Here is a 22,429-nt window from a genome sequence, read left to right as displayed (position 1 = left end):
CGCATCCCAAGCCAGAATCCCTGAGATACGCACATGTCGCCCAAAGCGCCGATCACTCAAGACGTCATGACCATCCCCCGCAAACTGCCCGAGGGAAAGATCAACCTTGTCGGATTGACTCGCGATCGGCTGCGCGAGGTTCTGATCGAACATGGTACGCCCGAGAAGCAGGCAAAAATGCGGACCGGGCAGATCTGGCAGTGGATCTATCAGTGGGGTGTGCGTGACTTTGCCGAGATGACCAATCTGGCGAAAACCTATCGCGCGCAACTGGCTGACAATTTCGTCATCGAAATCCCCGAAGTGGTGACCCGTCAGGTCTCCGAGGACGGCACCCGAAAATATCTGTGCCGCATCGCAGGCGGGCACGAAGTCGAGGTGGTTTACATCCCGGAAGAGGATCGGGGCACGCTTTGTATCTCGTCGCAAGTGGGCTGCACACTGACCTGTTCCTTTTGCCACACCGGCACGCAGAAGCTGGTGCGCAACCTGACGGCGGCTGAGATTGTCGGTCAGGTGATGATGGCCCGGGACGACCTAGACGAATGGCCGGTGCCCGGCGCCCCGAAGGAAGAAACCCGTTTGCTTTCAAACATCGTTTTGATGGGTATGGGTGAGCCGCTCTATAATTTCGAGAACGTCCGCGATGCGATGAAGATTGCAATGGACCCAGAGGGGATTTCCCTGTCGCGTCGTCGAATTACTCTGTCGACGTCCGGCGTAGTCCCTGAAATCGCGCGCACAGCGGAAGAAATCGGCTGCCTGCTGGCGATCTCTTTCCATGCCACCACGGATGAGACCCGCGATGTGTTGGTGCCGATCAACAAGCGCTGGAACATCGAAGAGCTGCTTCAGGCATTGGCCAATTATCCGAATGCCTCAAATTCCGAGCGGATCACATTCGAATACGTGATGCTGGATGGTGTGAATGATAGCGATGAAGATGCACATCGCCTGATCGGCCATATCAAACGCCATAATATCCCGGCCAAGATCAACCTGATCCCGTTCAACGAATGGCCCGGCGCGCCGTACAGGCGCAGCTCGAACAACCGCATCCGGGCCTTTGCGAACATCATCTACCAAGCGGGCTATGCCTCGCCCATCCGCAAGACACGGGGCGAGGACATCATGGCGGCCTGCGGACAGTTGAAATCGGCGACGGAACGCGCCCGGAAATCACGCAAGCAGATCGAATCCGAGGCAGGATTGGGTTGAAGCCACACGGCCTAAACCGGTTGTAAGATATTAATTTCTGAATACCTGTATGTTTGTGTGCTGATTTGGTATGGTTTCGCACGGTTAGAGCGGGCCTCAAATTCGCGCACAAGGCGGTGAGAATGTGATCAGGGTCATAGAAAAGTTTTTCAATACCGCTATCCTCTGTTTGCGATACTAAGGCAGCTTTCAGGCGAACCGTACAAACGGATGGGCCACAAAAATGATTGCAAGACGCATGCAGGTAATTGGGGCTTTGGTTGCATTGGCAACCTGCGCGTCAGGTCTGATCGCGCAGACAACCGACAGAGATGCGCATCTGGCAATCGAAAACCCGGCAGAATTGTCCAAGGAAGAAGCGTTGGACGCTTACAAGTCGTTGCAGCGCCGCATGGAGCGGGGCTATGGCGCAGCGCAGCTGGATTTGCTTCTGAACTACCAGAATTGGCCGCTGTTCAACGACGCGCCCTATATTTCCGCCACCCACGGCCAGCGCTATGTGAACAGCTATGCCAATCGCATGGCGCATAACTACGGGACTCTGCAAGAGGGTGAAAAACTGCCCGTGGGCTCTGTGCTCGCCAAAGACAGTGTGACTGTTACGGACGAAGGCAACATTCATCCGGGTGCCCTGTTCGTGATGGAAAAACTTCCCCAGGGTGTTAGCCCGGACACCGGCGACTGGCGATACATCATGGTGATGCCGGACGGTTCGTTGTTTGGCGATACGACGGGTTTCCGCGCTTCGGCGGTCGCTTATTGCCATGAGTGCCACGAAGCGGTCGCGGAACGGGATTTCACGTTCTTCGTTCCCGAAGAATATGTGGCTGGGAACTGAGCGGGCTCAGACTGTTTCCTCGGGCAATTTCAGCTCAGTGGCCTCGCGACGGCTGAGTTGCTCCCCTTGTTTGCGTTTCGAGAGTACTTCGCGCGCCAATGCGTATTTCTCGTCCTGCCAGAAGATCAGACATCCATTGCAGCCCTTGCCGCAGCAACCCTCGGTGCCGATCCGGTTGGTCTTGAACCGGCGTTCGTTGCCATCCTCACCGATCTTCTCGACCAGCTCGTCGCGACGACGGTCATAGGTCTTGGGGTTGTCGCGGCCCGAGGTTTCCAGCCCCTGCACCAGCTTGTCAAAGCGGATGCGGCTCCAGTGTTCGTCGGTCAGGGCGCGTTCCTTGCGAAGCACGGAATAGACCGGGAAACGGGCGCGCAGATCGTCGATGTCTTCATGGTCGAACAGGGTGAAAGGCAGGCGGATCACGGTTTTCGTGCTGCCATGCACCACGTCCAGCCGTGCACCGTCTGAGGCGCGTTCGAAATCATAGACCCGCAGCAGAACAGTGTCTCGCGAGATGGGCGAGACGAAATCCAGCACGTCGCCCGGTTCCAGCTTGTTCTTCACTTCGACCAGAAACGCATCCTCGGTCACTTCGGTGACGATCCCGGCATATTCCCATTGCGCGATCGAGGCCGTGTGCTCGTAATCATGTGCGTAGTTGGTCAGCCGCCCTTCGTGAAAGGCCAGCGTATAGCCGCGGTTCCCGACGGTCTCCAACTCGCGCATATAGGGTTTCGGATCCCAGTTCTCAGGGTTCGCGAAATAGTCGTCGATGGCCATCCGATACGCCCGCGCAACGATGGCGGCGTAATATTCCGATTTGCCGCGCCCCTCGACCTTGAGGCTGTCGACGCCGATCTTCAGATACTCATCCAGCTTCGGCATGATGCACAGATCGCGGGAATTGAGGATATACGAGCCGCGATCATCCTCTTCGATGGGCATCAGATCACCGGGGCGGCAGCCCTCTTCCAGCAGGAATTCGAACAGGTCGGCGTTTTCCTCGGTGATGCGAAGTTCCTGATGCGTACCGTCCTTGAGGCGCAGCTTCAGGCCATAGTTCCAGCGGCAGGAATTGGCGCAATTGCCCTGATTGGCCCCGCGTTCGGCCATGAAGTTCGACAGCAGGCAGCGACCCGAATAGGTCATGCACATGGCGCCGTGCACAAACGCCTCAAGTTTGATGTCAGGGCATTTCTCGCGGATTTCGACCAGTTCGGGATACGAGACTTCGCGCGCCAAAACCACCAATTCCGCCCCCTGATCCTGCCAGAACTTCACTGACAGCCAGGAACAGATATTGGCCTGCGTCGAGATATGCAGCGGCAGTTCGGGTGCGCGTTCGCGGACGTATTGGAACACACCGGGGTCGGCGATGATCAACCCGTCGGGCTGAACCTTGCGCACCGTGTCGATGTATTCGTTCAGTTTCGGGATGTCTTTGTTGTGCGAAAACAGGTTCAGCGTTAGATAGGCGCGCCGCCCATGGCTGTGGCAGAACTCGACCCCTTCGATCACCTCTTCCAGCGAGAACTCGGATTTCGTGCGCAGCGACATATCCGGTGTGCCGAGATACACCGCATCCGCCCCGTAAAGGATGGCGAGTTTCAGTTTGCGCAGATTGCCCGCAGGCATCAGGAGTTCGGATCTGGACTGGGTCATGGGAATACCGGGCTCTGGATCAATGGGCCCTTCTACGGCAGTTCCCTCGAGTCCAAAAGGGCAAACCTGCCATGCAGTCCAGTGTTACCTGCGACTGAACCGCGCCGCTCCAATCACCTCGATCAGTTGCTGGCGCACCGGCTCGGGTTGCTTATCAACCGCATTCAGAACTTCGCGCAACTCGGCGCGCAGCCCGTGCATCTGATCGATCAGTGAGATCATCATCGACAGGGCGTCAGCCTCCATGTCGTATTGGTCATGCAATTCGCAGGCAAGCTCCAGCCGCGCAACGTCGATGCTCTGATAAACCAGCCCCTGTTCCGATTGCTCGGGGATTACGATTTCAGCGGCCAGATACTCGGTCAGCCGGTCCGACGTCAGGCGGGCGATGGTATCGATCAGTTCCTCTTCGGTCAGGGTCATAACGGCATTCCTTTCCGCGGATCATAGCGGTGCGTGTCGCGCCATGTCTCCATGAATTGCTTCAGCTCATCATCGATCTTGTCTGGCATGGTGACGGTTAGTTCGATCAGCTGATCGCCGCGTTTGGAGGAGCCACGCTTTTTCACCCCCTTGCCGCGCAGCCGCAGGGTCTTGCCACTGCTGGTACCCGCCGGGACAGTCACGTTCACACCGCCATCAATTGTCGGGGCGGGAACCTTTCCACCCAGCACGGCTTCGTCAATCGTGATCGGCAGCGTAATATGGATGTCATCGCCCCGACGGTCGAAAACCGGGTGCTTGGCGACGGAAACAGTCACCAGGGCGTCGCCCGGTGGACCCTCGCCATAACCCGGCGCGCCCTTGCCGCGCAGCCGGATGGTCTGGCCATCGGTGATGCCGGCAGGGATCTTGACTTCAATCCGGTCTCCGTCAGGCAGGGTCAGTTTCTGGCTGGCCCCGAACACCGCATCCAGAAAGCTGATCTGCAGCGAGTAGTTCAGATTGTGACCCGGCGCGTGGAATTCCTGCGTGCGCTGCCCACTGAACCCCCCGCGCCCGCGCATGAACTCAGCGAAGATGTCGGACATGTCCTCCGGGTCGCCATAGGTTGCGCCCGAACGATAGGGATTTCCGGCGGCTTCGGCATAGTCGCGATAATATTGCTGCTGAGGACGTTCCTGACCCGAGGCATCGATTTCGCCATTGTCGTAACGTGCCCGCGTTTCAGGGTCTTTGAGCAGATCATAGGCCGCCGCAGCCGCTTTGAATTTCGCCTCGGCCTCGGCATCTCCGGGCTTCAGGTCGGGGTGGCACTCTTTGGCGATACGCCGATAGGCTTTCTTGATCTCGGCGTCGCTGGCGTCCTTCGAGACGCCAAGGACGGAATAGGGATCGTCGCTCATCTCACACTCGTGGGTCAGGGGCATGTCTGATCTTGATGAATGTGTTCTATCACGCGATTTCAACAGGTCAAAATGAAGAGGCGTTTGAATTATCTCGCAAATTCCCGGTGCCCTGCTAATATCTGCATGTTTTGAGATGATAATTGACGGAGACCGAGGGATGACGCGCAGAATTAAGTCCGCATTGGCGTTGCTGGCGGGGAACGCAATTGGTTTGTTGTTGGCTTCTCTTCTGTTGGCGGGGTTTGCGATCAGGCCGATCTCGTTCATCGTTGTGGTGATCGTCTTTACGGTTGTGCAGGTGGTGGCTGAGCCTTTGATCCTGAAACTGGGTGAAAAGAAAGCTCCGGCACTTAAAGGCGGGATCGCTTTGATTGTGACTTTCGTCGGATTGCTGGTGACCGATCTGATTACGACGGGGCTGACCGTGGGCGGAATTTCCAACCTGCTGGCGGCGACATTGCTGGTATGGCTGGGGTCGTTGATCGCCAGCGTCGTGCTGCCGATCTATGTGTTCAAGGAACTGCGTGGTCCGACGAAATAGTTACAAGCCGTTCAGGCTGGTTTCGATAGACTGCCACAGCTCCTCAACCGGTTCGCAGCCGACCGACAGCCGGACAAAGGCCGGATCGACATCATCCCCCCAACGCGCGCGGCGTTCGGCCGAGCTGTGGACGCCGCCGAAGGATGTGGCGGGGCGCAGAAGCCGGCAGTCATTGATGAAATGCTCGGCCTTTTCCTCGGAGTTCAGAGTAAGGCTGAGCAGAAATCCGAACCGAGCGGTCTGAGCCTTGGCCAATGCGTGCGCCGGGTCATCGGGCAGGCCCGGGTAGCGTACATGTTTTACCGCTGGATGCATCGCAAGTCGTTCTGCAAGAACCTGCGCTGATGAGCACATGCGGTCAAACCGCACATCCAGCGTTTCCAGCCCGCGATGCAGCAACCATGCCTCGTGTGGTCCGGGGATAGACCCGGAGACCTTCCGCCATTCTTCGACCCGTTCCATGATCTGCGCATTGCGGCTGGCGACATGTCCCATCAGCAGGTCGGAGTGACCACCCATGGCCTTGGTGTCTGAGGCCACAACTATGTCGATGCCCATGTCCAGCGGGCGCTGGCCCAAGGGGGTCATCGTTGTATTGTCGGCAATCGTGACACCACCGGCTGCCCGGACATCTTCAGCCACTGATCCAAGGTCGATCATGTCGAGGCCGGGGTTCGAAGGGCTTTCGACAAAAACAACGTCAAACCCTTCAAATCCTCCCGTCGAGAACTCCGTAGTGGCCCGTTCCTCGACCAGGACACCCAACCCGGCCAGAAACCGGTCAGCCAGCAGGCGGGTTACGTAATAACCGTCCGATGGGATCAGAATGCGTGAACCGGCTTTGACTGTGGCAAACAGAGCGGCAGAAATTGCCCCCATCCCTGAGGGGAAAGTTAGGCAAGGTGCGTCTTCAAGGTGGGACAGAACGTGCTCCAAATGCTCCCATGTCGGGTTATCGACACGGCCATATGTCGCAAATCCGTCCGGTGCTCCGGGCAGGTGGAACATGCTGCTTTGCGTCAGCGGCAGCGCTACGGGATCGCCCTTGCCCAAAGCGTTGCCACGCAGGTGAAGCATCTCTCCGGGTTTTGGTGCCATGGTTCAGCGCCCCGGTATTTCGTCGCGTGGCGGCGCAGGTTCCCAGTTCTCGATGATATCAACTGCCTCTTGTGCGGTGTCGACAAAGCGGAACAGGTCCAGATCCTCGTCCGAGATGGTTCCGGCATCCGCCAAAGCCGCCCAGTTGATGACCTTCTCCCAGAATTCGCGACCAAACAGCAGGAACGGCACGCGCTCCATCCGGCCGGTCTGGATCAGAGTAAGGGACTCGAACAGTTCGTCCATCGTGCCAAACCCGCCCGGGAAGATGGTGATGGCGCGGGCACGCATCAGGAAATGCATCTTGCGGATGGCGAAGTAGTGAAAATTGAAACTGAGGTCCGGCGTCACGTAAAGGTTTGGGGCCTGCTCGTGCGGCAGCACGATGTTCAGGCCGATCGAGCAGCCACCCGCATCCTGCGCGCCGCGATTACCGGCTTCCATCACACCGGGTCCGCCACCGGTGACGATCACGTTCTCACGGCAGCCGGTCTGGTTGGATTTCTCGGTCATCAGCCGCGCGAACTCGCGGGCCTCATCATAATATTTCGACAGCCCGGCCAAAGTCTTGGTCCGAGCCGTGTGCTTTTGGGATGGCTCGGGAATGCGCGCGCCGCCGAACATGACGATGGTCGAGGTGATCTCGCGCTCGCTCATGATCATCTCGGGCTTCAGCAGTTCCAGTTGCAGACGCACCGGCCGCAATTCGTCCCGGCACAGGAAATCATCGTCGGCAAAAGCAAGGCGATAGGCCGGGGACCGTGTCTGTGGCGTATCCGGCACCTCGCTTGCGGTCGAACGGTCGGTCTGCGCATCGCGGAACGGGCTGAGGCGGTCTTCTCTCATTGTTGAAGTATCCCTGCTTGCGTGTTTCCCAAACAGCTATAGGGTTCGCGGGCAGAGTGCCAGTCACGGAAAGACAAGAATGGATTGGAAGACTGAAATTTTGGCGGCGGCAAACCGTGTCGACGGATATGCACAGAAGACGCCGGTTATGGAGAGTACCACGCTTGGCCTGGATTTCCCGGTCGAGATGAAGCTGGAGCATTTGCAGCACACGGGCAGCTTCAAGGCACGTGGGGCGTTCAACACACTGCTCAGCATGGAGGTGCCCGCGGCGGGCGTCGTGGCCGCGTCAGGGGGCAATCACGGTGCCGCCGCTGCTTTTGCGGCCCGCGCGTTGGGACATCCGGCCAAGATATTCGTGCCGGAACTGGCCGGGCCGTCCAAGATTGGCCTGATCGAGCGTATTGGCGCGGACCTGAGCGTCGTCTCCGGTGAATACGCCAATGCGCTGACCCTGGCGAAAGTACATGAGGAAGAAAACGGCGCAATGCAGATCCATGCCTATGACGCGCCGGCTACTGTTGCCGGGCAGGGCACGTGTTTTGCCGAATGGGATGCGCAAGGTTTGCAGGCGGACACTGTTCTGGTCGCCGTTGGCGGTGGCGGTTTGATCGCCGGTGCCCTGGCCTGGTTTCAGGGCGCACGCAAAGTCGTGGCGGTTGAGCCTGATACCTCCTGCGCCCTGAACGCGGCGCTGCAAGCAGGCGAGCCGGTGGATGTCACAGTATCCGGCATTGCGGCGAACGCGCTGGGCGCGAGGCGGATCGGGAACATCTGTTTCGGCCTCGCGCAGGGGATGACCTCGGTTCTGGTGTCGGACGCATCTATCGCGGCGGCGCAGAAAGCCCTCTGGCAAGCACATCGCATTCTGGTTGAACCTGCCGGAGCGACGGCATTGGCCGCCTTGACGTCCGGCGCATATCGGCCGGAACCAGGCGAACGCGTGGCCGTTTTGGTGTGCGGAGGAAATATTGCTCCGGACCCGTTGGACGGGTGAATTATCCGCTTGTGGAAACAGGTTGCGCTTTTTATCTATAATCCATGAACGCGACCATTGCCGACACGATCTACGAAAAACTGAGCCAGCAAATCGTTACGGGTGATTTGGCGGCGGGAGAAAAGCTGCGCCAGGACCATATTGCCCGCACATTCGAAACCAGCCACGTGCCAGTGCGCGAGGCATTGTTGCGGCTCGAAGCGCATGGGCTGGCCCAAAGCGCGCCCCGACGCGGGATGCGGGTGACTGCACTCGATCCGGCCGAGGTGCGCGAGGTGATCGAAATGCGGGTCGCGCTGGAAGCCCTGGCGCTTCAGCATTCGGTGCAGAATATGACTCCGGCTGCCTTGAAACTGGCGGATGACGCCCGGATCGCCTGTGACGCCGCCGACAGCATGCCAGTTTGGGAGGCTCGGAACCGTGTCTTTCACAGAACCATACTGACGCCCTGCGCATTGCCGCGTCTTTTGCACACAATCGACGATCTGCATATCGCTGGTGCACGGCATCTGTTCGCGCATTGGCGCCCGAAATGGGTGAAGCGCGTCGATACCGATCATGCCGCCATCATACAGGCGCTAAAGAACAAAGACGCCGCAGCCGCGACGTCAATTCTGGTGCGCCACATTCGTCGCGCCAGCTAGCCCCGTCCTGCAACATCATCCGCGCGTCAAAGGTGCCTTATTAGGCAGCGGCAGAATGTTGACGTAAACAGGGCCCTCTGCGTCGCATTGCACCATAGGTCCTGCTTGCGTATAGGCCAAACCAACGTGAACAGATTCTGCAGGGAGTAACCCCATGTCCAACGCGCAACTGGAAGCCGCAATCGAAGCCGCCTGGGAGGTTCGCGATACGATCAGCCCAGCCACAACAGGTGAACAGCGCGAAGCGATCGAGGATACGTTGAACGCTTTGGACAGCGGCTCGCTGCGTGTGGCCGAAAAACTGGAGAACGGCAGCTGGCATGTAAACCAGTGGGCCAAAAAGGCGGTTCTGCTGGGCTTCCGCATCAAGGACATGGAAATCCAGTCGGGCGGTCCGCAGGTTGGTGGCTGGTGGGACAAGGTCGACAGCAAGTTTGCGGGTTGGGGTGAAAGCCAGTGGCGGTCCGCAGGTTTCCGTGCAGTTCCGAACTGTGTGGTCCGCAAATCAGCCTATATCGCTCCGGGCGTCGTGCTGATGCCGTCCTTCGTTAACCTTGGCGCATATGTGGACGAAGGCACCATGGTCGATACCTGGGCCACGGTCGGCTCCTGTGCGCAGATTGGCAAGAATGTGCACTTGTCCGGCGGTGTCGGCATCGGCGGTGTGTTGGAGCCGATGCAGGCCGGCCCGACCATTATCGAGGACAACTGCTTTATCGGTGCGCGCTCCGAAGTGGTCGAGGGTTGTATCGTCCGCGAAGGCTCGGTTCTGGGCATGGGCGTGTTTATCGGCAAATCCACAAAGATCGTCGATCGCGAGACCGGCGAGGTCATGTATGGCGAAGTGCCGCCCTATTCTGTGGTCGTGGCCGGTTCGATGCCGTCGAAGAACAACGTCAGCCTGTATTGCGCGGTAATCGTGAAACGTGTTGACGAAAAAACCCGCTCGAAAACAGGCATCAACGAATTGCTGCGCGACTGATACTTTGTACCAAAGGGAAAAGGCCGGTGCGCAGTGGCCCCGGCCTTTCTTTTTGACAGCTGGCGGAAGAAAACACCAGAAATCGAACTTTCAAAGCTCTGATCAGGTCGCCGTGCTTGGCATAGTAACCTTTTTGGTTAGCGGTCTTCGCCCGGCCGTTCTACTTCTTCTTCAGTCTCTTCTTCTTCCTCGCCATCATCGTCTTCTTCGATTTCCTCTACTTCTTCGTCATCATCGTCTTCTTCTGTGTTCTCTTCTTCTTCCTCGCCTGAACGGCCTTCAGTGTCCGACTCATCGTCGTTCTCGGACGCGCCATTGCTCTCGGCCTCGCCGTCATCCTCGGATTCACCATCGTCCTCGGCTTCGCCGTCGTCCTCAGACTCGCCGTCGTCCTCGTTCTCGGCCTCGCCTTCGTCCTCGCCGTCCTCATCATCATCGTCCGCGACTGATTGCTCTTGTGCATGTGCGGCATCAGAGGAAAACACCGACAACACCAGCGCTGCGGGTGCCATGGCCAACGCGAAAAGGCTTGCCATTATTGTTAGGAATTTTGACAACATACTCATCTAACTTCCCTTCTCAAAAAATCAAATTGCAGTGTGCGCATCTTAATTTTTGTTCATTTCACCAAGTAACGGCTTGAAAAGGTGATGTCGTGTTCAGCCGAAATTCGCGCAATATGGGCAGAAATACCGGCCAATTAATGCCGTTTTCAACTATCCGGATTCTTGCAAAATTTGATGTCAATCCCTTGGCGAATTTTTTATCGACATGCTGTGTCCATTTTGCACAAGTCTGGGTGCCGCCACACACATGGCACAACCTGATTGGTGACGCCCCTGCGAATCGCTGAAAGTAGGTAGATGGCTGAATGAGTTGACCGTTTCATCTTGCGGACGTAAGGCAGACGGCATGGAAAAGAAGACCAAGAAACCCTCGCGCCAGCAGGTTTATACCTTGTTGGTTCAGATCGGCCGCAAGGAAGGCGATGGGTTGCCTGAAGGGGCGACCGGGGCGGCGTTGATGTGTTTCGCATCCGGCGTGGACGAAGCCGAAGCCGTGCGTGAAACTGTGGCCATCCTGAAACAAGCTGACACCGCGCCACTGGATGTCACTGGCTATGGCACCCTGGCCGAGCGCGAAGCACAGGGTCACGACATCGACCCCGATGAGCGGGCCCTGATGCAGCGAGCTTTGGACGAAAACGCGGTTATCGTCGCGCAGATGACGCCATTTTTCGGGGATGAAGAGCAGGCCTAATTGCGGGCACCGAACCACTTCCGGTAAATCTCGTCATAAGTCCCGTCTTCGCGCAGGGCCAGAAGGGCCTGATTGACGTCCTCAACAAGGGGTGATCCCGTCGGGAAAGCAATGCCGTAGTTTTCGCGCAGGAAGACGCCACCGGTCATCGAAGCGACCCTGCGCCCTTCATGGGAGGCGAAATACGACAGGATCGGCGCGTCAAAGACGACCGCATCCAGCTCTTCATTTGTGAATGCGCTAAGCAATCCTTCAAGATCGTCAAAACCGGCAAACTCGATCTCGCGTCGGTTCAGGAAATTGGCTGCGGTTGAACTTGAGATGGTACCGACCTGCTTGCCGTACAGATCATTGACCGAGTTCACGTTGCCGCTGATTGCATCCACGGTCATGACCGATGTGATCCGTGCGGTGAACACGGAAACGATAAACAGCGATGACACCACCAACACCACGCCCAACAGGCGTCCGAATGGGGTGCGCGGCATGCGTTCTTCGAACCCGCCATTCACAACCAGATTGAGCGCCCACCAGAATGACGGAAACCAGGCCTCATTGAGCTTGCGGTCAAAATAGGGTTGTGCGCGGCGTTCGAAACCCCACATCAACATGCCGCCGCCCAGAAGGATGGCAAAAGCGAGGCCAATGGCAATAAACAGTTCACGTGACAGCAATGCATGCAGCAGCGACGGCCTGCGAGCCGCGTCCGAGGGCACCATGATCTGCAACCCGGCCTCGAAAATCGGCTGGCTGAAATCCATCTGGGTTTCGCGCGCGGCAGTGATCGAGATATTTGCAATCGCAAGATCCGCGCTGCCGTCCTGCACGGCGCTCAGCATTTCCCCAAACGCTTCGACCCGGTTGATGGAGTAATTCCAACCCAGTGCCTCGGACAGCGCTTCGAGCAGATCCATCGAAAACCCGGTCTCGGCCCCGTCTTCCACATATGAAAACGGAGGGCGGGTCACAGTGGTGACCGTAAGGGACTGAGCCTGGCTTTGCTGTGCAAGAACCGCGAACGTCAGGCAGATCAGAGCGAAGAGGGCGCGCATCATTGTCTATTTACCTGTTTCGCGGCCCTGTAACGCAATTGCGGGTTGCGCGGCAAGGCGGTCGCGGGGTCATCTTGCCTGTTTTATTGGCGTATCAATGTGAAACGAAGGCGGATTAGCGGTCACAATCTGGGCTCTTGGGGTTGGCAATCCGGCCAATTCGTTGAATCTGTGCGCGAACAAAGGCCTGAACACTTCCATGAGGTATCCCATGACCGATCCCGTCCAGCTGACCGCAGAGCTGATCCGTTGCCCATCGGTCACACCTGAAGAAGGCGGTGCACTGGTCCTGCTGGAACGCATTCTGTCGGAGGCCGGGTTCGTTTGCACCCGCGTGGATCGGGGCGGCATCGCCAATCTGTTCGCACGATGGGGGCAAAAGGGTCATCCGCGCAGCTTTGGATTCAACGGCCACACGGATGTCGTTCCCGTTGGCGACCAAGCCGCGTGGACCATGTCGCCTTTTGGTGCCGAAATCCGTGACGGCGTGATGTACGGACGCGGCGCAACGGATATGAAGTCGGGCGTGGCGGCCTTTGCCGCTGCCGCGATCGACTTCGTCCGCGATACGCCCCCGGACGGGGCCATAATCCTGACGATCACCGGTGATGAAGAGGCGGACGCGCTGGACGGTACAACGGCCTTGCTCGATTACATGGAGCAATCTGGCGAACGCATGACCGCTTGTCTGGTCGGCGAACCTACCTGTCCGAACCAAATGGGCGAGATGATGAAGATCGGACGCCGCGGCTCGATGACCGCTTGGTTTACTGCGACTGGAGAGCAAGGTCATTCCGCCTACCCGCACAGGGCCAAAAACCCGCTGCCCGCGATGGCCCGGCTGATGGATCGTCTGGCCAGCCACGAGCTGGATCGCGGTACGAAGCATTTTGATGCCTCAACTCTGGCCGTCGTGACCATCGATGCCGGAAACCCCGCAACCAACGTCATCCCTGCACAATGCAGCGGGGCTGTGAACATCCGGTTCAACGATCTGCATTCCGGCGCCAGCCTCAGCGAATGGTTGACGGCTGAAGCGGCTCGGGTTTCGGAAGAATTCGGCGTCGAGGTCGCAACGAAAATCAAGATCTCAGGTGAAAGCTTTCTGACGCCGCCCGGCGAACTTTCCGACCTCGTGGCACGCGCCGTTCAGGCTGAAACCGGCGTGCAGCCCGAATTGTCGACAACCGGCGGTACATCCGATGCGCGGTTCATCAAGAACCATTGCCCAGTGGTAGAGTTCGGACTGGTCGGTCGCACCATGCATCAGGTCGATGAATGCGTCGAAATAGCCCAGATACAACAGCTCAAGACGATCTATGCGCGCATACTGGCTGATTATTTTGCCTGACCCATGCAACGCACTCTGGTTATCATGGTCAAGGAACCTCGGCCGGGCCGCGTCAAAACCCGGTTGGGTCGGGAAATCGGCATGGTCAATGCCGCCTGGTGGTTTCGGCATCAGACCAGGTCGCTGATCAGGCGCTTGCGTGATCCGCGTTGGGATTTATTGCTGGCTGTCTCGCCCGACCGGGAAGGGCTGAGCAGCCGGGTTTGGCCTGCCGACCTGCCGCGTGCCGCCCAGGGCAGGGGCGACCTTGGGGATCGCATGGGGCGCATGTTGCGCTCAGCACCGAAAGGGCCGGTTTGCCTGATCGGCGCCGATATTCCGGGCATCACGCGCAAACATGTTGCGCAAGCCTTCCAGTATTTGGGTTCTGCTCAGATGGTATTCGGCCCCGCGCCGGACGGCGGCTACTGGCTTGTCGGGGCGCAGCGCTACAAGGCGTTACCGTCCGGCCTGTTCGACAGCGTGCGATGGTCGACGGAACACGCGCTCGCGGACACGCTGGCTTCGGTGCCGGGCTGCCGGGTCGCATTGTTGAATCATTTGCGGGACGTTGACACCATGGCCGATCTGAATTCCTGACGCCGAGTGCCGCTTTTTGGTCATGACGCGGTCGCATCCCCGTGATACGCCGAAGATATGACTCGCATCCCCACCAAGCAGGAGATCCTCGATTGGATCTCGGCGAACCCCACCCTGACCTCGAAACGCGATATCGCCAAGGCCTTTGGTATCAAGGGCGCGGACCGGATCGACCTCAAACGTATCCTCAAGGAGCTTGAGGCCGAAGGGCATCTTGAAAAGCGCAAGCGCAGTTACCGCGACCCGGATCGGTTGCCGCCAGTCAGCGTGTTGCAGGTGAAGGCCCCGAACGCGGATGGCGACCTTTTTGCGCGTCCGCTCGAGTGGCATGGCGAAGGGGTCGAGCCTATCGTCCTGATCATCTCCCGCGCCAGTGATCCTGCGCTGGGAGAGGGCGATCGCATCTTGGCCCGCCTGACGGTGGTGCACGAGGAAGACCACAACTATGAGGCCCGCCTGATCCGCCGCATCGGAACCAATCCGCGTAAGATTGTCGGTATCTTTCGCAAAGGGGCCGAGGGTGGGCGGATCGTGCCCATCGACAAGACCGGCCAGACCGAGTGGCTGGTCCATGATGGCGCGGTTTTGGGCGCAAAGGATGGCGAACTGGTCGAGGCCGAACAGGCCGGGCCAAAGAACCGCATGGGTCTGCCCCGAGCGCGCATTGTGGAACGGCTGGGTGATCCGTCGGCACCCAAGGCTGTCTCGCTGATCGCAATCCATCAGCACGGCATCCCCGACGATTTTCCCGACAAGGTGATTGCCGAGGCTGACAAGGCCAAACCTGCTGGACTTAAGGGGCGTGAAGACCTGCGCGATATGCCGCTGCTGACCATCGACCCCTCGGATGCGCGGGATCATGACGACGCCTGTTATGCGCACGCGGATGACGATCCGAAGAACCCCGGCGGCCATGTGATCTGGGTCGCCATCGCTGATGTGGCCGCTTACGTGCAGCCCGGAACCGCGCTGGACCGAGAGGCGCGCAAACGGGGCAATTCCAGCTATTTCCCGGATCGCGTGGTGCCGATGCTGCCCGACCGTCTTTCGGGCGATTTGTGCTCGCTGCATGAAGGTGTTCCGCGGGCCTGTATCGCCGTGCGGATGCAGATCGACGCCGAAGGCAACAAGATCGGCCATCGATTCCTACGGGGGCTGATGCGCTCGGCTGCGTCCCTGAACTACGCCGAAGTGCAAGAGGCCATCGACGGCAATTCAAATGACCGGACCGGACCCTTGCTGGAGCCCGTTCTGAAACCTCTCTACGCCGCCTACGCCGCGTTGAAGAAGGCGCGCGCAGTGCGGCAGCCGCTGGAGCTGGACTTACCCGAGCGAAAGATCGTGTTAAGCGAAACCGGCAAAGTGGAAAGCGTCGCGTTCCGCGAACGTCTGGACGCACACCGGCTGATAGAAGAATTCATGATCCTCGCCAACGTCGCCGCCGCTGAAACACTGATCGCAAAACACCGCCCGCTGCTGTTTCGCGTGCATGAGGAGCCCGCGCCCGAGAAACTGGAAAGCCTGCGGGAAACGGCGCAGGCAGCGGGTCTCAACCTGGCGAAAGGGCAGGTGCTGCAAACCCGCCACCTGAACGCGCTGTTGAACGCCGCCGCCGGGACTGAAGATGCGGAACTGATCAACCTGTCGACGCTGCGGTCGATGGCTCAGGCCTATTACAACCCCGAGAACTTTGGCCATTTTGGGCTGGCGCTTCGGAATTATGCGCACTTCACGTCGCCCATCCGGCGCTATGCCGACCTGATTGTGCATCGCGCGCTGATCTCGGCGCATGGCTGGGGCAAGGACGGACTGACCGAAGAGGAAATCGACAGGCTCGAGGAAACCGCCACCCACATCTCGGACACCGAACGCCGCTCGATGATGGCGGAACGGGACACGACCGACCGCTACCTTGCCGCCTATCTCAGCGAACGCGTGGGCAATGAGTTCACAGGCCGGATCAGTGGCATCGCCCGGTTCGGCGCGTTCGTGAAGATGGATGAAACCGGTGCGGACGGTCTTGTTCCCGTACGCTCGCTGGGGCGTGAGTTTTTTCATTTCGATCGTGAGGCCGGAACCCTGATGGGTTCGGACACCGGGCTGATTATTGCCATCGGCCAGCGCGTGACCGTGCGTCTGACCGAAGCGACCCCAGTGACCGGTGGGCTGGAACTGGAATTGTTGTCCATCGAAGATCACGCGCTGCCGCGCAGTCGCGGCTCGGCGGGGCGATCAACGCGCCGAAAGGCAGTCAGTTCGAAGCGAAAAAAGGACAAGATCAAGCGCAAGATCGAGCGAAAACGCCGTCAAAGGTGATAGGTCAGGGCCCGCGCAATCAGCCAGCCGTGACGGGTTTCGTCGATCTGGTCCGGATCGTCAAACAGCACGGCCCGATTGCCGTCGATCCGGTCCTCATTGGGAAAGGCTGAGGTGAAATCGCCTATTAGCCGGCTCTGACAATGCACGAACAAGGCAAACGACGCAGATTTGTGGGAGCCCAGCCGGATCGTGGAGCCTTTGGGTGCCAGGTACGCAGGCTGACCCCAACGTAGCGCCTCTTGCAAAGGCTGGGCGTCTGGAATTGACCCCGCTGTGTTCAGAACAAGTTCCCGCAGGATCAGAGCGCCCTTGCGGGTGCTCTGGGGAAATGCCTCAAAGGCGGCCTTCACTGCCGGGTCGTCAATCGGTGTCATGCCAGGGGTATTGCCTGTTCCATCCGGTCCACATAGCTGTTCAGAAGCTTATCCTGTTTGATACGGCGGGTCAGCGGTGTATCGGCCGGCGTGGCACGCATCGCAGCCAGCATTGGTCCCACGCTCATGTCTGCCGAAGTCGGGTGATCCCCCATCAGAAAGGTTGATTGCCACAGAAAGGCTGAGATCGCCTCGAGGTCGCGCTCGATCCTTTCTGTTCGCTCTGCATCGGAAAACCGCGAAACACCCTGCGTGCTTAGACCCGTCAGTACGGACTTTCGAATGGAATTGCTTACCGGACGGCGGATCAGCGCGGGTATTTCAGAAAAGAACATGTCCCGCAGGATTGGCCAGACATCGTCATTGCCCCAGCGGTCCAGAACAATCTGGAAATACAGATGTTCCTCGGCCAATCGGACCAACGCGCGCGATTGCGCCTTTTGTATATCGGTCAGGCCCCTGTCGAAATCGGCCCCCTGCGCCTCAAGCCAGTCGCGAATCAGGTCACTGTCTGGGACCAGGCGTTCCGGTGTGCGCAGCACCGGCAGTTTCTGGTGCGGCATCTTGCGGGGGTCCAGCATGTCGGACCGCCGCCAGCGCTGCCCGGATTGCTGAAGCATATATGCGGTCTTGACGCAGAACGGGCTGGCGCTGAACAGGCCAAAAGCAGAGGGAAAGGTCAGAAGGGTCAGCATCGTCGGCTCCGTGGTTGGGATGCCACATGGATAGTTCAGACTAATGACAGAAACTGTCATCAGGTTTAGATTAGTCTGTGCCATGTCCCGTACCGCCCGCCTGTTTCAGTTGATGCAAGCCCTCCGCTCTGGTCCGTCGCCGAAAACGTCGGTGCAGCTGGCACAGGATCTTGGCGTTTCGCCCCGCACGGTGCACCGGGACATCGATGCTCTGCGCAGCCTTGGCGCGGTGATTGATGGAGAGGCCGGTTTTGGCTTTACCTTGGTCGAGGACGCCACTCTGCCGCCCCTGGGGTTCACAGATGACGAGCTTGAGGCGCTTGTCCTTGGCCTGCGCGAGGTGCAATCGATCGGCGATCCCGGACTGTCGGATGCGGCCAGCGCAGCGTTGCGCAAGTTGCAGGGCCGCTTACCACAACGCCAGTCCCATCGTCTGAGCCATGCAGTCCTGACCGCAACCCGCTTTGATCGACCGGCCAAGCCGACGATCGACGTCGCCAATCTGCGCTCAGCCACCTGGGACGAGCGCGTGATCGAATTTGCGTATACGGACGCCAAAGGTGACGATACGCGGCGCAAGGTCAACCCACTGAGCATTGTCTACATGGACCGCGCCAGCGTGTTGATCAGTTGGTGCCATCTTCGGCAGGATTTCCGTGTCTTCAGGCTGGACCGCATACGCAAGATGTCCGTGTCGGATGAAAGCTTTAGGCCAAACCGAGTGCCCTTGTTGCGCGAGGCGCTGGCCCGCATTCGCGCTGAGCGGGAAGCGAAAGACAACGAAAACACGACCTGAGTGCTTTGTGAAATGCCGGTTCTGCGCTATCCTGTTGCCGAGCAGTAATCAGGAAAATCGGAATGCGTAAATGCATAGGTGGCGTTATGACCGCCGCATTATGGGCATCCATTGTGCAGGCGGAAACGACAGACAAATCAACAGGGTCGAAACCCATGGACCTGCCGGGTTCGGCTCAGCTGGCTTCGGCAGACGTCACGGTTTCTATCCGGCCGGCTCTTCGGCCAACGGCTAAGGTGGAACACGTGTCAGCAGAAGGAAATGCAAGGTTTCAGGCGTGGCTCGGAGCGTTCCGGGACAGAGCCCGGGAGCAGGGGGTCAGCCAGAGCACACTGGATACGGCGCTGGCGGGGGTTACTTATGACAAAGAGGTCATAAACAAAGACCGCAATCAGGCCGAGTTTTCAAAGCCAATCTGGGAATATCTTGATTCCGCTGTCTCCGACACGCGCATCGCCGATGGGCGCGCCGGGCTGGGCAGGCATCGCGAAGCCCTGACGCGGATTGAGGCGCAATATGGCGTCGAAAAGGAAGTTGTGACCGCGATCTGGGGGTTGGAGACGTCGTTTGGAACCTACCGGGGCAGCAACCAGACCATCCGATCGCTGTCGACGCTGGCATTCGATGCACGGCGGGCGACGTTTTTTGAAACCCAGTTGATTGCCGCCTTGCGGATCGTCCAAGCCGGCGATGTAAGTGCCGAAAATATGGTCGGCAGTTGGGCTGGTGCGATGGGGCATACACAGTTCATGCCGACATCATATCTGGATCACGCCGTGGATTTCGACGGCGACGGACGGCGAGATATCTGGTCCGATGATCCGACCGATGCTTTGGCTTCCGCCGCGGCCTATTTGGCGCGCTTTGGGTGGACCAAGGGACAGCCATGGGGTGTTGAAGTGCGTCTGCCGGACGGGTTCGATTATGCCACGGCCAGACGCGATTACACGCTGATGCCATCTGAATGGGGTGCACGTGGGGTGGTCGCTGCAAACGGTGCGTCGGTGCCGGATCATGGTCAGGCCGCGATCCTGTTGCCCGCGGGTGGGCAGGGCGTAGCGCTAATGATTTTTGACAACTTCAAAGTGATCGAAAAGTATAACGGTGCCGACGCCTACGTGATCGGGATTGGCCATCTTGCAGACAGGTTGTCCGGAAGCGGCGCGTTTCAAGCCGAATGGCCCCGCGGCGATCGCGGGCTGAGTTTCACCGAACGCAAGGAGCTGCAGACACGCCTGACTCAGGCCGGATACGACACGCAGAGCATTGACGGGCGCATCGGTCCGAACACGACCAACGCCGTGCGCTCATACCAGTTGGCGCAGGGGCTGTTGCCTGATGGGTATGCCAGCCTGAAACTGCTGGAACGTTTGCGTTGACCGAGGATGATGTCCCAATCCCGCGCTGGTTCGTTACGTGAATAATTCGGACCTCAGCGCTGGATGTGTCAGATCAGGGCGGCAGAATGCTGATAGAAAAAGCGATCATCTGACTCGACTGGCTGTGTCACTTTTTTCGACCGAAGGTGCAAATTCCGGGAGCGTAAAGACCTGCGTTGATTGCGTCATACCCGCCAATTTGTGAAGTCCCAAAGGCTCAAGGCGAGTTGAAACATCTGCCGCAAATTCAGAGGACAAAACCAGGGGTGTTCGTAGTGACTTACACAGCCCTTCCAGTCGGTTGACCTGATTTACCGCCGGTCCAATCGTGGTGAAGTCCAGCCGACGTTCCGTGCCGACATTGCCATACATGACCGAGCCGCGGTGCAGGGCAATTCCAAAATCAATCCTGCCCCCGTGCTCTTCCCATGCGATGTTCTTTTCCTGCGCACGCGCCAAGCATTCCAACACCGAAGACAGCGCCGCCCGGCACATGTCGACTGCGGGACGAGATTTTTCGTCGATCGGAAAGATCGCCATAACTGCGTCGCCGATAAATTTGAGGACTTCACCGCCGTGGTCTTCCACGGCTCCGGCCGTGCAGTCAAAGTAGTCGTTTATCAACGCGAGATACCTGTCCATTGGCATGTCTTCCGCCATTCGGCTTGAGTTGCGAAGGTCGCAATAGAACAAGATACAGTCTATTGCTCCGCCGTCCCCGCGCTCGATAACGCCATCCAGGACACGGTTGCCCGAGTAACTTCCAAGGTACGCATCCAGCAGACCTTGCGCCAGAATTCGTGATTTCGCGGTTTTTATGACCAGCGCGAGGGCAGGCATCAGCGCTCGAATATAGTTGATTTCAGAATCGCTGAATCCTCCGATACGCCGGGTTGTGATCGACAACACGACGCCTTCCATCCCCGGCGGAAAGTCCGACCAACGACTGGTGTCATCGCGTTGATAGCTCTCAAACAGCACGAGATAATCCGTCAGCCCATCCGAACGAAGGTCTTCAAGGATCGGAAAGTCGGGTTCGGTGGACCCGTCCTCCAGCTTGTAGCGCCGGAACGTGTCCCCGCTGCATGCCAATTCGAAAAAAGGTGTATTGCGAAACCTGGGTGTGTCCAGTTGATCCCTGGGTGTGAGTTCGGCCTTGGCCTGATCGTCACGGACTGTCCAAAGAACGTTCAAAGCGCCGAATATTGGATGCAGCACCATTCCCCCGACATTGACCCGAACGACAGGAATTCCGGCGGACACAAGCCGGTTGCCAAAGCCATGCACGACGTCCTCAGCCTTGGTATCGCGCAGGCCGCACTGCATCAGCCAAGTGGCGACACTATCCAAAAGTGGTGACCTGTCGAACTCAATCATACCGAAACACGTCCCTGTCGAAGAAAAGCGATTTGAATTAGTCGGCCTATGGGATCCAGGACGCGATTGCATGCATTGCGAATGTGCGACCATGATCCGAGCAATCTGTGCATTTGTAGCACGACCTACTACTTCACTCCTAGAACAGGGTGCCGCACGCCCTCTGGCGAAACTTTTTTGTTGGTGTCCGCTTCGGGTTCGAACCGGGCCACAACCTGCCGGCAACGCAGTGATATCGGGCAAAGTGGAACAAGCCGCCCATTTGCCGGACGTCTCACCAGTCGGTCCATAGTGGCTTCGAATTGCGATATGATCAAATTCAACCCGGTCAATCGAATCGAGTCGGCTGAGATAAGGTCTACGCGTCCACCATCAGTTCCATACCTTGCTCAATGTCCTGCGCGGTTGCCTTTGAAACCATTTCGGCATCTTTGGTGCGCAAGGCCGAGATGATGTCCTTATGTCGATCCGGCAGGCTTTGGGTGCCGAAGCGACCGCTGACAACGCGCAGAGAAGGCCCAAACCTGAGCCAGAGCCGTTCTGCCAGGTCGTTGAGGATCGGCGCATTTGCATGGGCGTAAAGTGTTTCATGAAATTCATGGTTCAGCCGCAGATATCCGCTGACGTCACCATCGGTGATTGTGCGGTCCAGCCGCTGGTCTATGCGTTCCAGATGATCCACATCCGCAGGCTTCATTTTTTGGGCAGCTCGGCGAGAAAGTTCTGTTTCTATTGATAATCTCGCAAAAATCATTTGTTCGATGTCATCATTCGACAAGAGCGGAACACTGACTCTGCGATTGCCCTGGAACACCAGGGCACCATCTGAGATCAGACGCCGTATCGCCTCGCGCACAGGCGTCATACTGACGCCAAGCGAATCCGTCAGGCCATGTATCGTGACGGGCTGACCAGGCACCAGATCGCCGTACATGATCTGTGCCCTGAGTGTCTGATATACTTGCTCGTGCGCGGGTTGTTTCTGCACATCCGCCTGCGAGGCCAAGGCCATATTATTAGTCGAATTCAATTGGTTTGCCCTGTTTTCCGTAGTGTTAACTTGCCAGCT

23 protein-coding genes are annotated in these 22,429 nt (G+C 58.4%); 12 read left to right on the top strand and 11 right to left on the bottom strand.

The annotated features are described in order from the left end of the window. The first annotated feature begins 33 nt into the window (after window positions 1-33). Entirely contained in the window at window positions 34-1,218 is a 1,185-nt protein-coding gene (gene rlmN, locus AC2TDJ_RS09105; protein WP_480841381.1) for a dual-specificity RNA methyltransferase RlmN, read from the top strand. A gap of 223 nt (window positions 1,219-1,441) precedes the next feature. After that, window positions 1,442-2,056: a cytochrome P460 family protein gene (locus AC2TDJ_RS09100; RefSeq protein ID WP_480841379.1), complete on the top strand. Its 615-nt coding sequence runs from the start codon at window positions 1,442-1,444 to the stop codon at window positions 2,054-2,056. A gap of 6 nt (window positions 2,057-2,062) precedes the next feature. On the opposite strand, the gene AC2TDJ_RS09095 is transcribed toward AC2TDJ_RS09100, so the two are convergent. From AC2TDJ_RS09095 to AC2TDJ_RS09085, 3 genes are all read right to left on the bottom strand, one after another. Beyond that, window positions 2,063-3,721, bottom strand: a complete 1,659-nt coding sequence (locus AC2TDJ_RS09095) for a U32 family peptidase (RefSeq protein ID WP_480841377.1) — start codon at window positions 3,719-3,721, stop codon at window positions 2,063-2,065. 84 nt (window positions 3,722-3,805) lie between these two features. Further along, complete coding sequence (locus tag AC2TDJ_RS09090) at window positions 3,806-4,144, bottom strand: hypothetical protein (RefSeq protein WP_480841375.1); 339 nt, start codon at window positions 4,142-4,144, stop codon at window positions 3,806-3,808. After that, the gene (locus AC2TDJ_RS09085) at window positions 4,141-5,067 is read right to left on the bottom strand and encodes a DnaJ C-terminal domain-containing protein (RefSeq protein ID WP_480841453.1); all 927 of its coding nucleotides are present in this window, start codon (window positions 5,065-5,067) and stop codon (window positions 4,141-4,143) included. Before AC2TDJ_RS09085 ends, AC2TDJ_RS09090 begins: the two co-directional genes overlap by 4 nt. A 160-nt stretch (window positions 5,068-5,227) precedes the next feature. Between AC2TDJ_RS09085 and AC2TDJ_RS09080 the strand changes: the two genes are divergently transcribed. Next, window positions 5,228-5,611, top strand: a complete 384-nt coding sequence (locus AC2TDJ_RS09080; protein WP_480841373.1) for a hypothetical protein — start codon at window positions 5,228-5,230, stop codon at window positions 5,609-5,611. On the opposite strand, the gene AC2TDJ_RS09075 is transcribed toward AC2TDJ_RS09080, so the two are convergent. Both AC2TDJ_RS09075 and AC2TDJ_RS09070 read right to left on the bottom strand, forming a co-directional pair. Continuing rightward, window positions 5,612-6,709: a cystathionine gamma-lyase gene (locus AC2TDJ_RS09075; RefSeq protein ID WP_480841371.1), complete on the bottom strand. Its 1,098-nt coding sequence runs from the start codon at window positions 6,707-6,709 to the stop codon at window positions 5,612-5,614. Window positions 6,710-6,712: 3 nt separating this feature from the next. Then, window positions 6,713-7,555 carry an LOG family protein gene (locus AC2TDJ_RS09070; protein WP_480841369.1) on the bottom strand — a complete coding sequence of 281 codons (843 nt, stop codon included), beginning with the start codon at window positions 7,553-7,555 and terminating at the stop codon, window positions 6,713-6,715. Between the two features lie 79 nt (window positions 7,556-7,634). On the opposite strand from AC2TDJ_RS09070, the gene AC2TDJ_RS09065 reads away from it, so the two are divergent. The 3 genes from AC2TDJ_RS09065 (at window position 7,635) to dapD (ending at window position 10,178) form a co-directional block, all read left to right on the top strand. Next, complete coding sequence (locus AC2TDJ_RS09065; RefSeq protein ID WP_480841367.1) at window positions 7,635-8,552, top strand: serine/threonine dehydratase; 918 nt, start codon at window positions 7,635-7,637, stop codon at window positions 8,550-8,552. A gap of 44 nt (window positions 8,553-8,596) precedes the next feature. After that, window positions 8,597-9,196, top strand: a complete 600-nt coding sequence (locus AC2TDJ_RS09060; RefSeq protein WP_480841365.1) for a GntR family transcriptional regulator — start codon at window positions 8,597-8,599, stop codon at window positions 9,194-9,196. Window positions 9,197-9,350: 154 nt separating this feature from the next. Beyond that, window positions 9,351-10,178 carry a 2,3,4,5-tetrahydropyridine-2,6-dicarboxylate N-succinyltransferase gene (dapD, locus tag AC2TDJ_RS09055; protein WP_480841363.1) on the top strand — a complete coding sequence of 276 codons (828 nt, stop codon included), beginning with the start codon at window positions 9,351-9,353 and terminating at the stop codon, window positions 10,176-10,178. Between the two features lie 137 nt (window positions 10,179-10,315). On the opposite strand, the gene AC2TDJ_RS09050 is transcribed toward dapD, so the two are convergent. Continuing rightward, window positions 10,316-10,714 carry a hypothetical protein gene (locus tag AC2TDJ_RS09050; protein ID WP_480841361.1) on the bottom strand — a complete coding sequence of 133 codons (399 nt, stop codon included), beginning with the start codon at window positions 10,712-10,714 and terminating at the stop codon, window positions 10,316-10,318. 376 nt (window positions 10,715-11,090) lie between these two features. Here AC2TDJ_RS09050 and AC2TDJ_RS09045 point away from each other — a divergent pair, with 376 nt between their 5' ends. Further along, window positions 11,091-11,438: a hypothetical protein gene (locus AC2TDJ_RS09045; protein WP_480841359.1), complete on the top strand. Its 348-nt coding sequence runs from the start codon at window positions 11,091-11,093 to the stop codon at window positions 11,436-11,438. On the opposite strand, the gene AC2TDJ_RS09040 is transcribed toward AC2TDJ_RS09045, so the two are convergent. Then, window positions 11,435-12,493, bottom strand: a complete 1,059-nt coding sequence (locus tag AC2TDJ_RS09040; RefSeq protein ID WP_480841357.1) for a transporter substrate-binding domain-containing protein — start codon at window positions 12,491-12,493, stop codon at window positions 11,435-11,437. The genes AC2TDJ_RS09045 and AC2TDJ_RS09040 overlap by 4 nt on opposite strands. Before the next feature lie 208 nt (window positions 12,494-12,701). Between AC2TDJ_RS09040 and dapE the strand changes: the two genes are divergently transcribed. Genes dapE through rnr form a run of 3 tightly spaced genes read left to right on the top strand, consistent with a single transcriptional unit; the run spans window position 12,702 to window position 16,736 of the window. Continuing rightward, entirely contained in the window at window positions 12,702-13,841 is a 1,140-nt protein-coding gene (dapE, locus tag AC2TDJ_RS09035) for a succinyl-diaminopimelate desuccinylase (protein ID WP_480841355.1), read from the top strand. A gap of 3 nt (window positions 13,842-13,844) precedes the next feature. Continuing rightward, window positions 13,845-14,420 carry a TIGR04282 family arsenosugar biosynthesis glycosyltransferase gene (locus AC2TDJ_RS09030; protein ID WP_480841353.1) on the top strand — a complete coding sequence of 192 codons (576 nt, stop codon included), beginning with the start codon at window positions 13,845-13,847 and terminating at the stop codon, window positions 14,418-14,420. A 57-nt stretch (window positions 14,421-14,477) separates the two neighbouring features. Then, window positions 14,478-16,736, top strand: coding sequence for a ribonuclease R (gene rnr / locus AC2TDJ_RS09025; RefSeq protein ID WP_480841351.1), 2,259 nt, complete (start codon window positions 14,478-14,480; stop codon window positions 16,734-16,736). On the opposite strand, the gene AC2TDJ_RS09020 is transcribed toward rnr, so the two are convergent. Both AC2TDJ_RS09020 and AC2TDJ_RS09015 read right to left on the bottom strand, forming a co-directional pair. Next, window positions 16,727-17,113, bottom strand: coding sequence for a DUF1801 domain-containing protein (locus AC2TDJ_RS09020; RefSeq protein ID WP_480841349.1), 387 nt, complete (start codon window positions 17,111-17,113; stop codon window positions 16,727-16,729). The two genes, rnr and AC2TDJ_RS09020, sit on opposite strands and share 10 nt — an antisense overlap. Then, window positions 17,110-17,892, bottom strand: a complete 783-nt coding sequence (locus AC2TDJ_RS09015) for a glutathione S-transferase family protein (RefSeq protein WP_480841347.1) — start codon at window positions 17,890-17,892, stop codon at window positions 17,110-17,112. Before AC2TDJ_RS09015 ends, AC2TDJ_RS09020 begins: the two co-directional genes overlap by 4 nt. Between AC2TDJ_RS09015 and AC2TDJ_RS09010 the strand changes: the two genes are divergently transcribed. Then, complete coding sequence (locus AC2TDJ_RS09010) at window positions 17,891-18,604, top strand: helix-turn-helix transcriptional regulator (RefSeq protein WP_480841345.1); 714 nt, start codon at window positions 17,891-17,893, stop codon at window positions 18,602-18,604. The genes AC2TDJ_RS09015 and AC2TDJ_RS09010 overlap by 2 nt on opposite strands. A gap of 62 nt (window positions 18,605-18,666) precedes the next feature. Beyond that, entirely contained in the window at window positions 18,667-19,983 is a 1,317-nt protein-coding gene (locus tag AC2TDJ_RS09005) for a lytic murein transglycosylase (RefSeq protein ID WP_480841343.1), read from the top strand. A 105-nt stretch (window positions 19,984-20,088) separates the two neighbouring features. Here AC2TDJ_RS09005 and AC2TDJ_RS09000 read toward each other — a convergent pair whose 3' ends face one another. Both AC2TDJ_RS09000 and AC2TDJ_RS08995 read right to left on the bottom strand, forming a co-directional pair. After that, on the bottom strand, window positions 20,089-21,360 hold the full coding sequence (locus AC2TDJ_RS09000) for an adenylate/guanylate cyclase domain-containing protein (RefSeq protein WP_480841341.1): 1,272 nt from the start codon (window positions 21,358-21,360) through the stop codon (window positions 20,089-20,091). Window positions 21,361-21,718: 358 nt separating this feature from the next. Then, window positions 21,719-22,372 carry a GntR family transcriptional regulator gene (locus AC2TDJ_RS08995; protein ID WP_480841339.1) on the bottom strand — a complete coding sequence of 218 codons (654 nt, stop codon included), beginning with the start codon at window positions 22,370-22,372 and terminating at the stop codon, window positions 21,719-21,721. Window positions 22,373-22,429 lie beyond the last annotated feature (57 nt).

The organism is Ruegeria sp. HKCCD6647-2, from assembly GCF_057221075.1.
The sequence above is the reverse complement of the archived record's forward strand: the minus strand, read 5'-3'. Positions and strand labels throughout refer to the sequence as shown.

What these genes read in the sequence shown, in the direction of transcription:
- AC2TDJ_RS08995 (WP_480841339.1), bottom strand. Translation starts at nt 22,372, where the DNA reads ATGGCCTTGGCCTCGCAGGCGGATGTGCAGAAACAACCCGCGCACGAG.
- AC2TDJ_RS09005 (WP_480841343.1), top strand. Translation starts at nt 18,667, where the DNA reads ATGCGTAAATGCATAGGTGGCGTTATGACCGCCGCATTATGGGCATCC.
- AC2TDJ_RS09050 (WP_480841361.1), bottom strand. Translation starts at nt 10,714, where the DNA reads ATGGCAAGCCTTTTCGCGTTGGCCATGGCACCCGCAGCGCTGGTGTTG.
- AC2TDJ_RS09000 (WP_480841341.1), bottom strand. Translation starts at nt 21,360, where the DNA reads ATGATTGAGTTCGACAGGTCACCACTTTTGGATAGTGTCGCCACTTGG.
- rlmN (WP_480841381.1), top strand. Translation starts at nt 34, where the DNA reads ATGTCGCCCAAAGCGCCGATCACTCAAGACGTCATGACCATCCCCCGC.
- AC2TDJ_RS09070 (WP_480841369.1), bottom strand. Translation starts at nt 7,555, where the DNA reads ATGAGAGAAGACCGCCTCAGCCCGTTCCGCGATGCGCAGACCGACCGT.
- AC2TDJ_RS09015 (WP_480841347.1), bottom strand. Translation starts at nt 17,892, where the DNA reads ATGGCACAGACTAATCTAAACCTGATGACAGTTTCTGTCATTAGTCTG.
- rnr (WP_480841351.1), top strand. Translation starts at nt 14,478, where the DNA reads ATGACTCGCATCCCCACCAAGCAGGAGATCCTCGATTGGATCTCGGCG.
- AC2TDJ_RS09020 (WP_480841349.1), bottom strand. Translation starts at nt 17,113, where the DNA reads ATGACACCGATTGACGACCCGGCAGTGAAGGCCGCCTTTGAGGCATTT.
- AC2TDJ_RS09045 (WP_480841359.1), top strand. Translation starts at nt 11,091, where the DNA reads ATGGAAAAGAAGACCAAGAAACCCTCGCGCCAGCAGGTTTATACCTTG.
- AC2TDJ_RS09010 (WP_480841345.1), top strand. Translation starts at nt 17,891, where the DNA reads ATGTCCCGTACCGCCCGCCTGTTTCAGTTGATGCAAGCCCTCCGCTCT.
- AC2TDJ_RS09030 (WP_480841353.1), top strand. Translation starts at nt 13,845, where the DNA reads ATGCAACGCACTCTGGTTATCATGGTCAAGGAACCTCGGCCGGGCCGC.
- AC2TDJ_RS09075 (WP_480841371.1), bottom strand. Translation starts at nt 6,709, where the DNA reads ATGGCACCAAAACCCGGAGAGATGCTTCACCTGCGTGGCAACGCTTTG.
- AC2TDJ_RS09040 (WP_480841357.1), bottom strand. Translation starts at nt 12,493, where the DNA reads ATGATGCGCGCCCTCTTCGCTCTGATCTGCCTGACGTTCGCGGTTCTT.
- dapE (WP_480841355.1), top strand. Translation starts at nt 12,702, where the DNA reads ATGACCGATCCCGTCCAGCTGACCGCAGAGCTGATCCGTTGCCCATCG.
- AC2TDJ_RS09095 (WP_480841377.1), bottom strand. Translation starts at nt 3,721, where the DNA reads ATGACCCAGTCCAGATCCGAACTCCTGATGCCTGCGGGCAATCTGCGC.
- AC2TDJ_RS09065 (WP_480841367.1), top strand. Translation starts at nt 7,635, where the DNA reads ATGGATTGGAAGACTGAAATTTTGGCGGCGGCAAACCGTGTCGACGGA.
- AC2TDJ_RS09085 (WP_480841453.1), bottom strand. Translation starts at nt 5,067, where the DNA reads ATGAGCGACGATCCCTATTCCGTCCTTGGCGTCTCGAAGGACGCCAGC.
- AC2TDJ_RS09100 (WP_480841379.1), top strand. Translation starts at nt 1,442, where the DNA reads ATGATTGCAAGACGCATGCAGGTAATTGGGGCTTTGGTTGCATTGGCA.
- dapD (WP_480841363.1), top strand. Translation starts at nt 9,351, where the DNA reads ATGTCCAACGCGCAACTGGAAGCCGCAATCGAAGCCGCCTGGGAGGTT.
- AC2TDJ_RS09090 (WP_480841375.1), bottom strand. Translation starts at nt 4,144, where the DNA reads ATGACCCTGACCGAAGAGGAACTGATCGATACCATCGCCCGCCTGACG.
- AC2TDJ_RS09060 (WP_480841365.1), top strand. Translation starts at nt 8,597, where the DNA reads ATGAACGCGACCATTGCCGACACGATCTACGAAAAACTGAGCCAGCAA.
- AC2TDJ_RS09080 (WP_480841373.1), top strand. Translation starts at nt 5,228, where the DNA reads ATGACGCGCAGAATTAAGTCCGCATTGGCGTTGCTGGCGGGGAACGCA.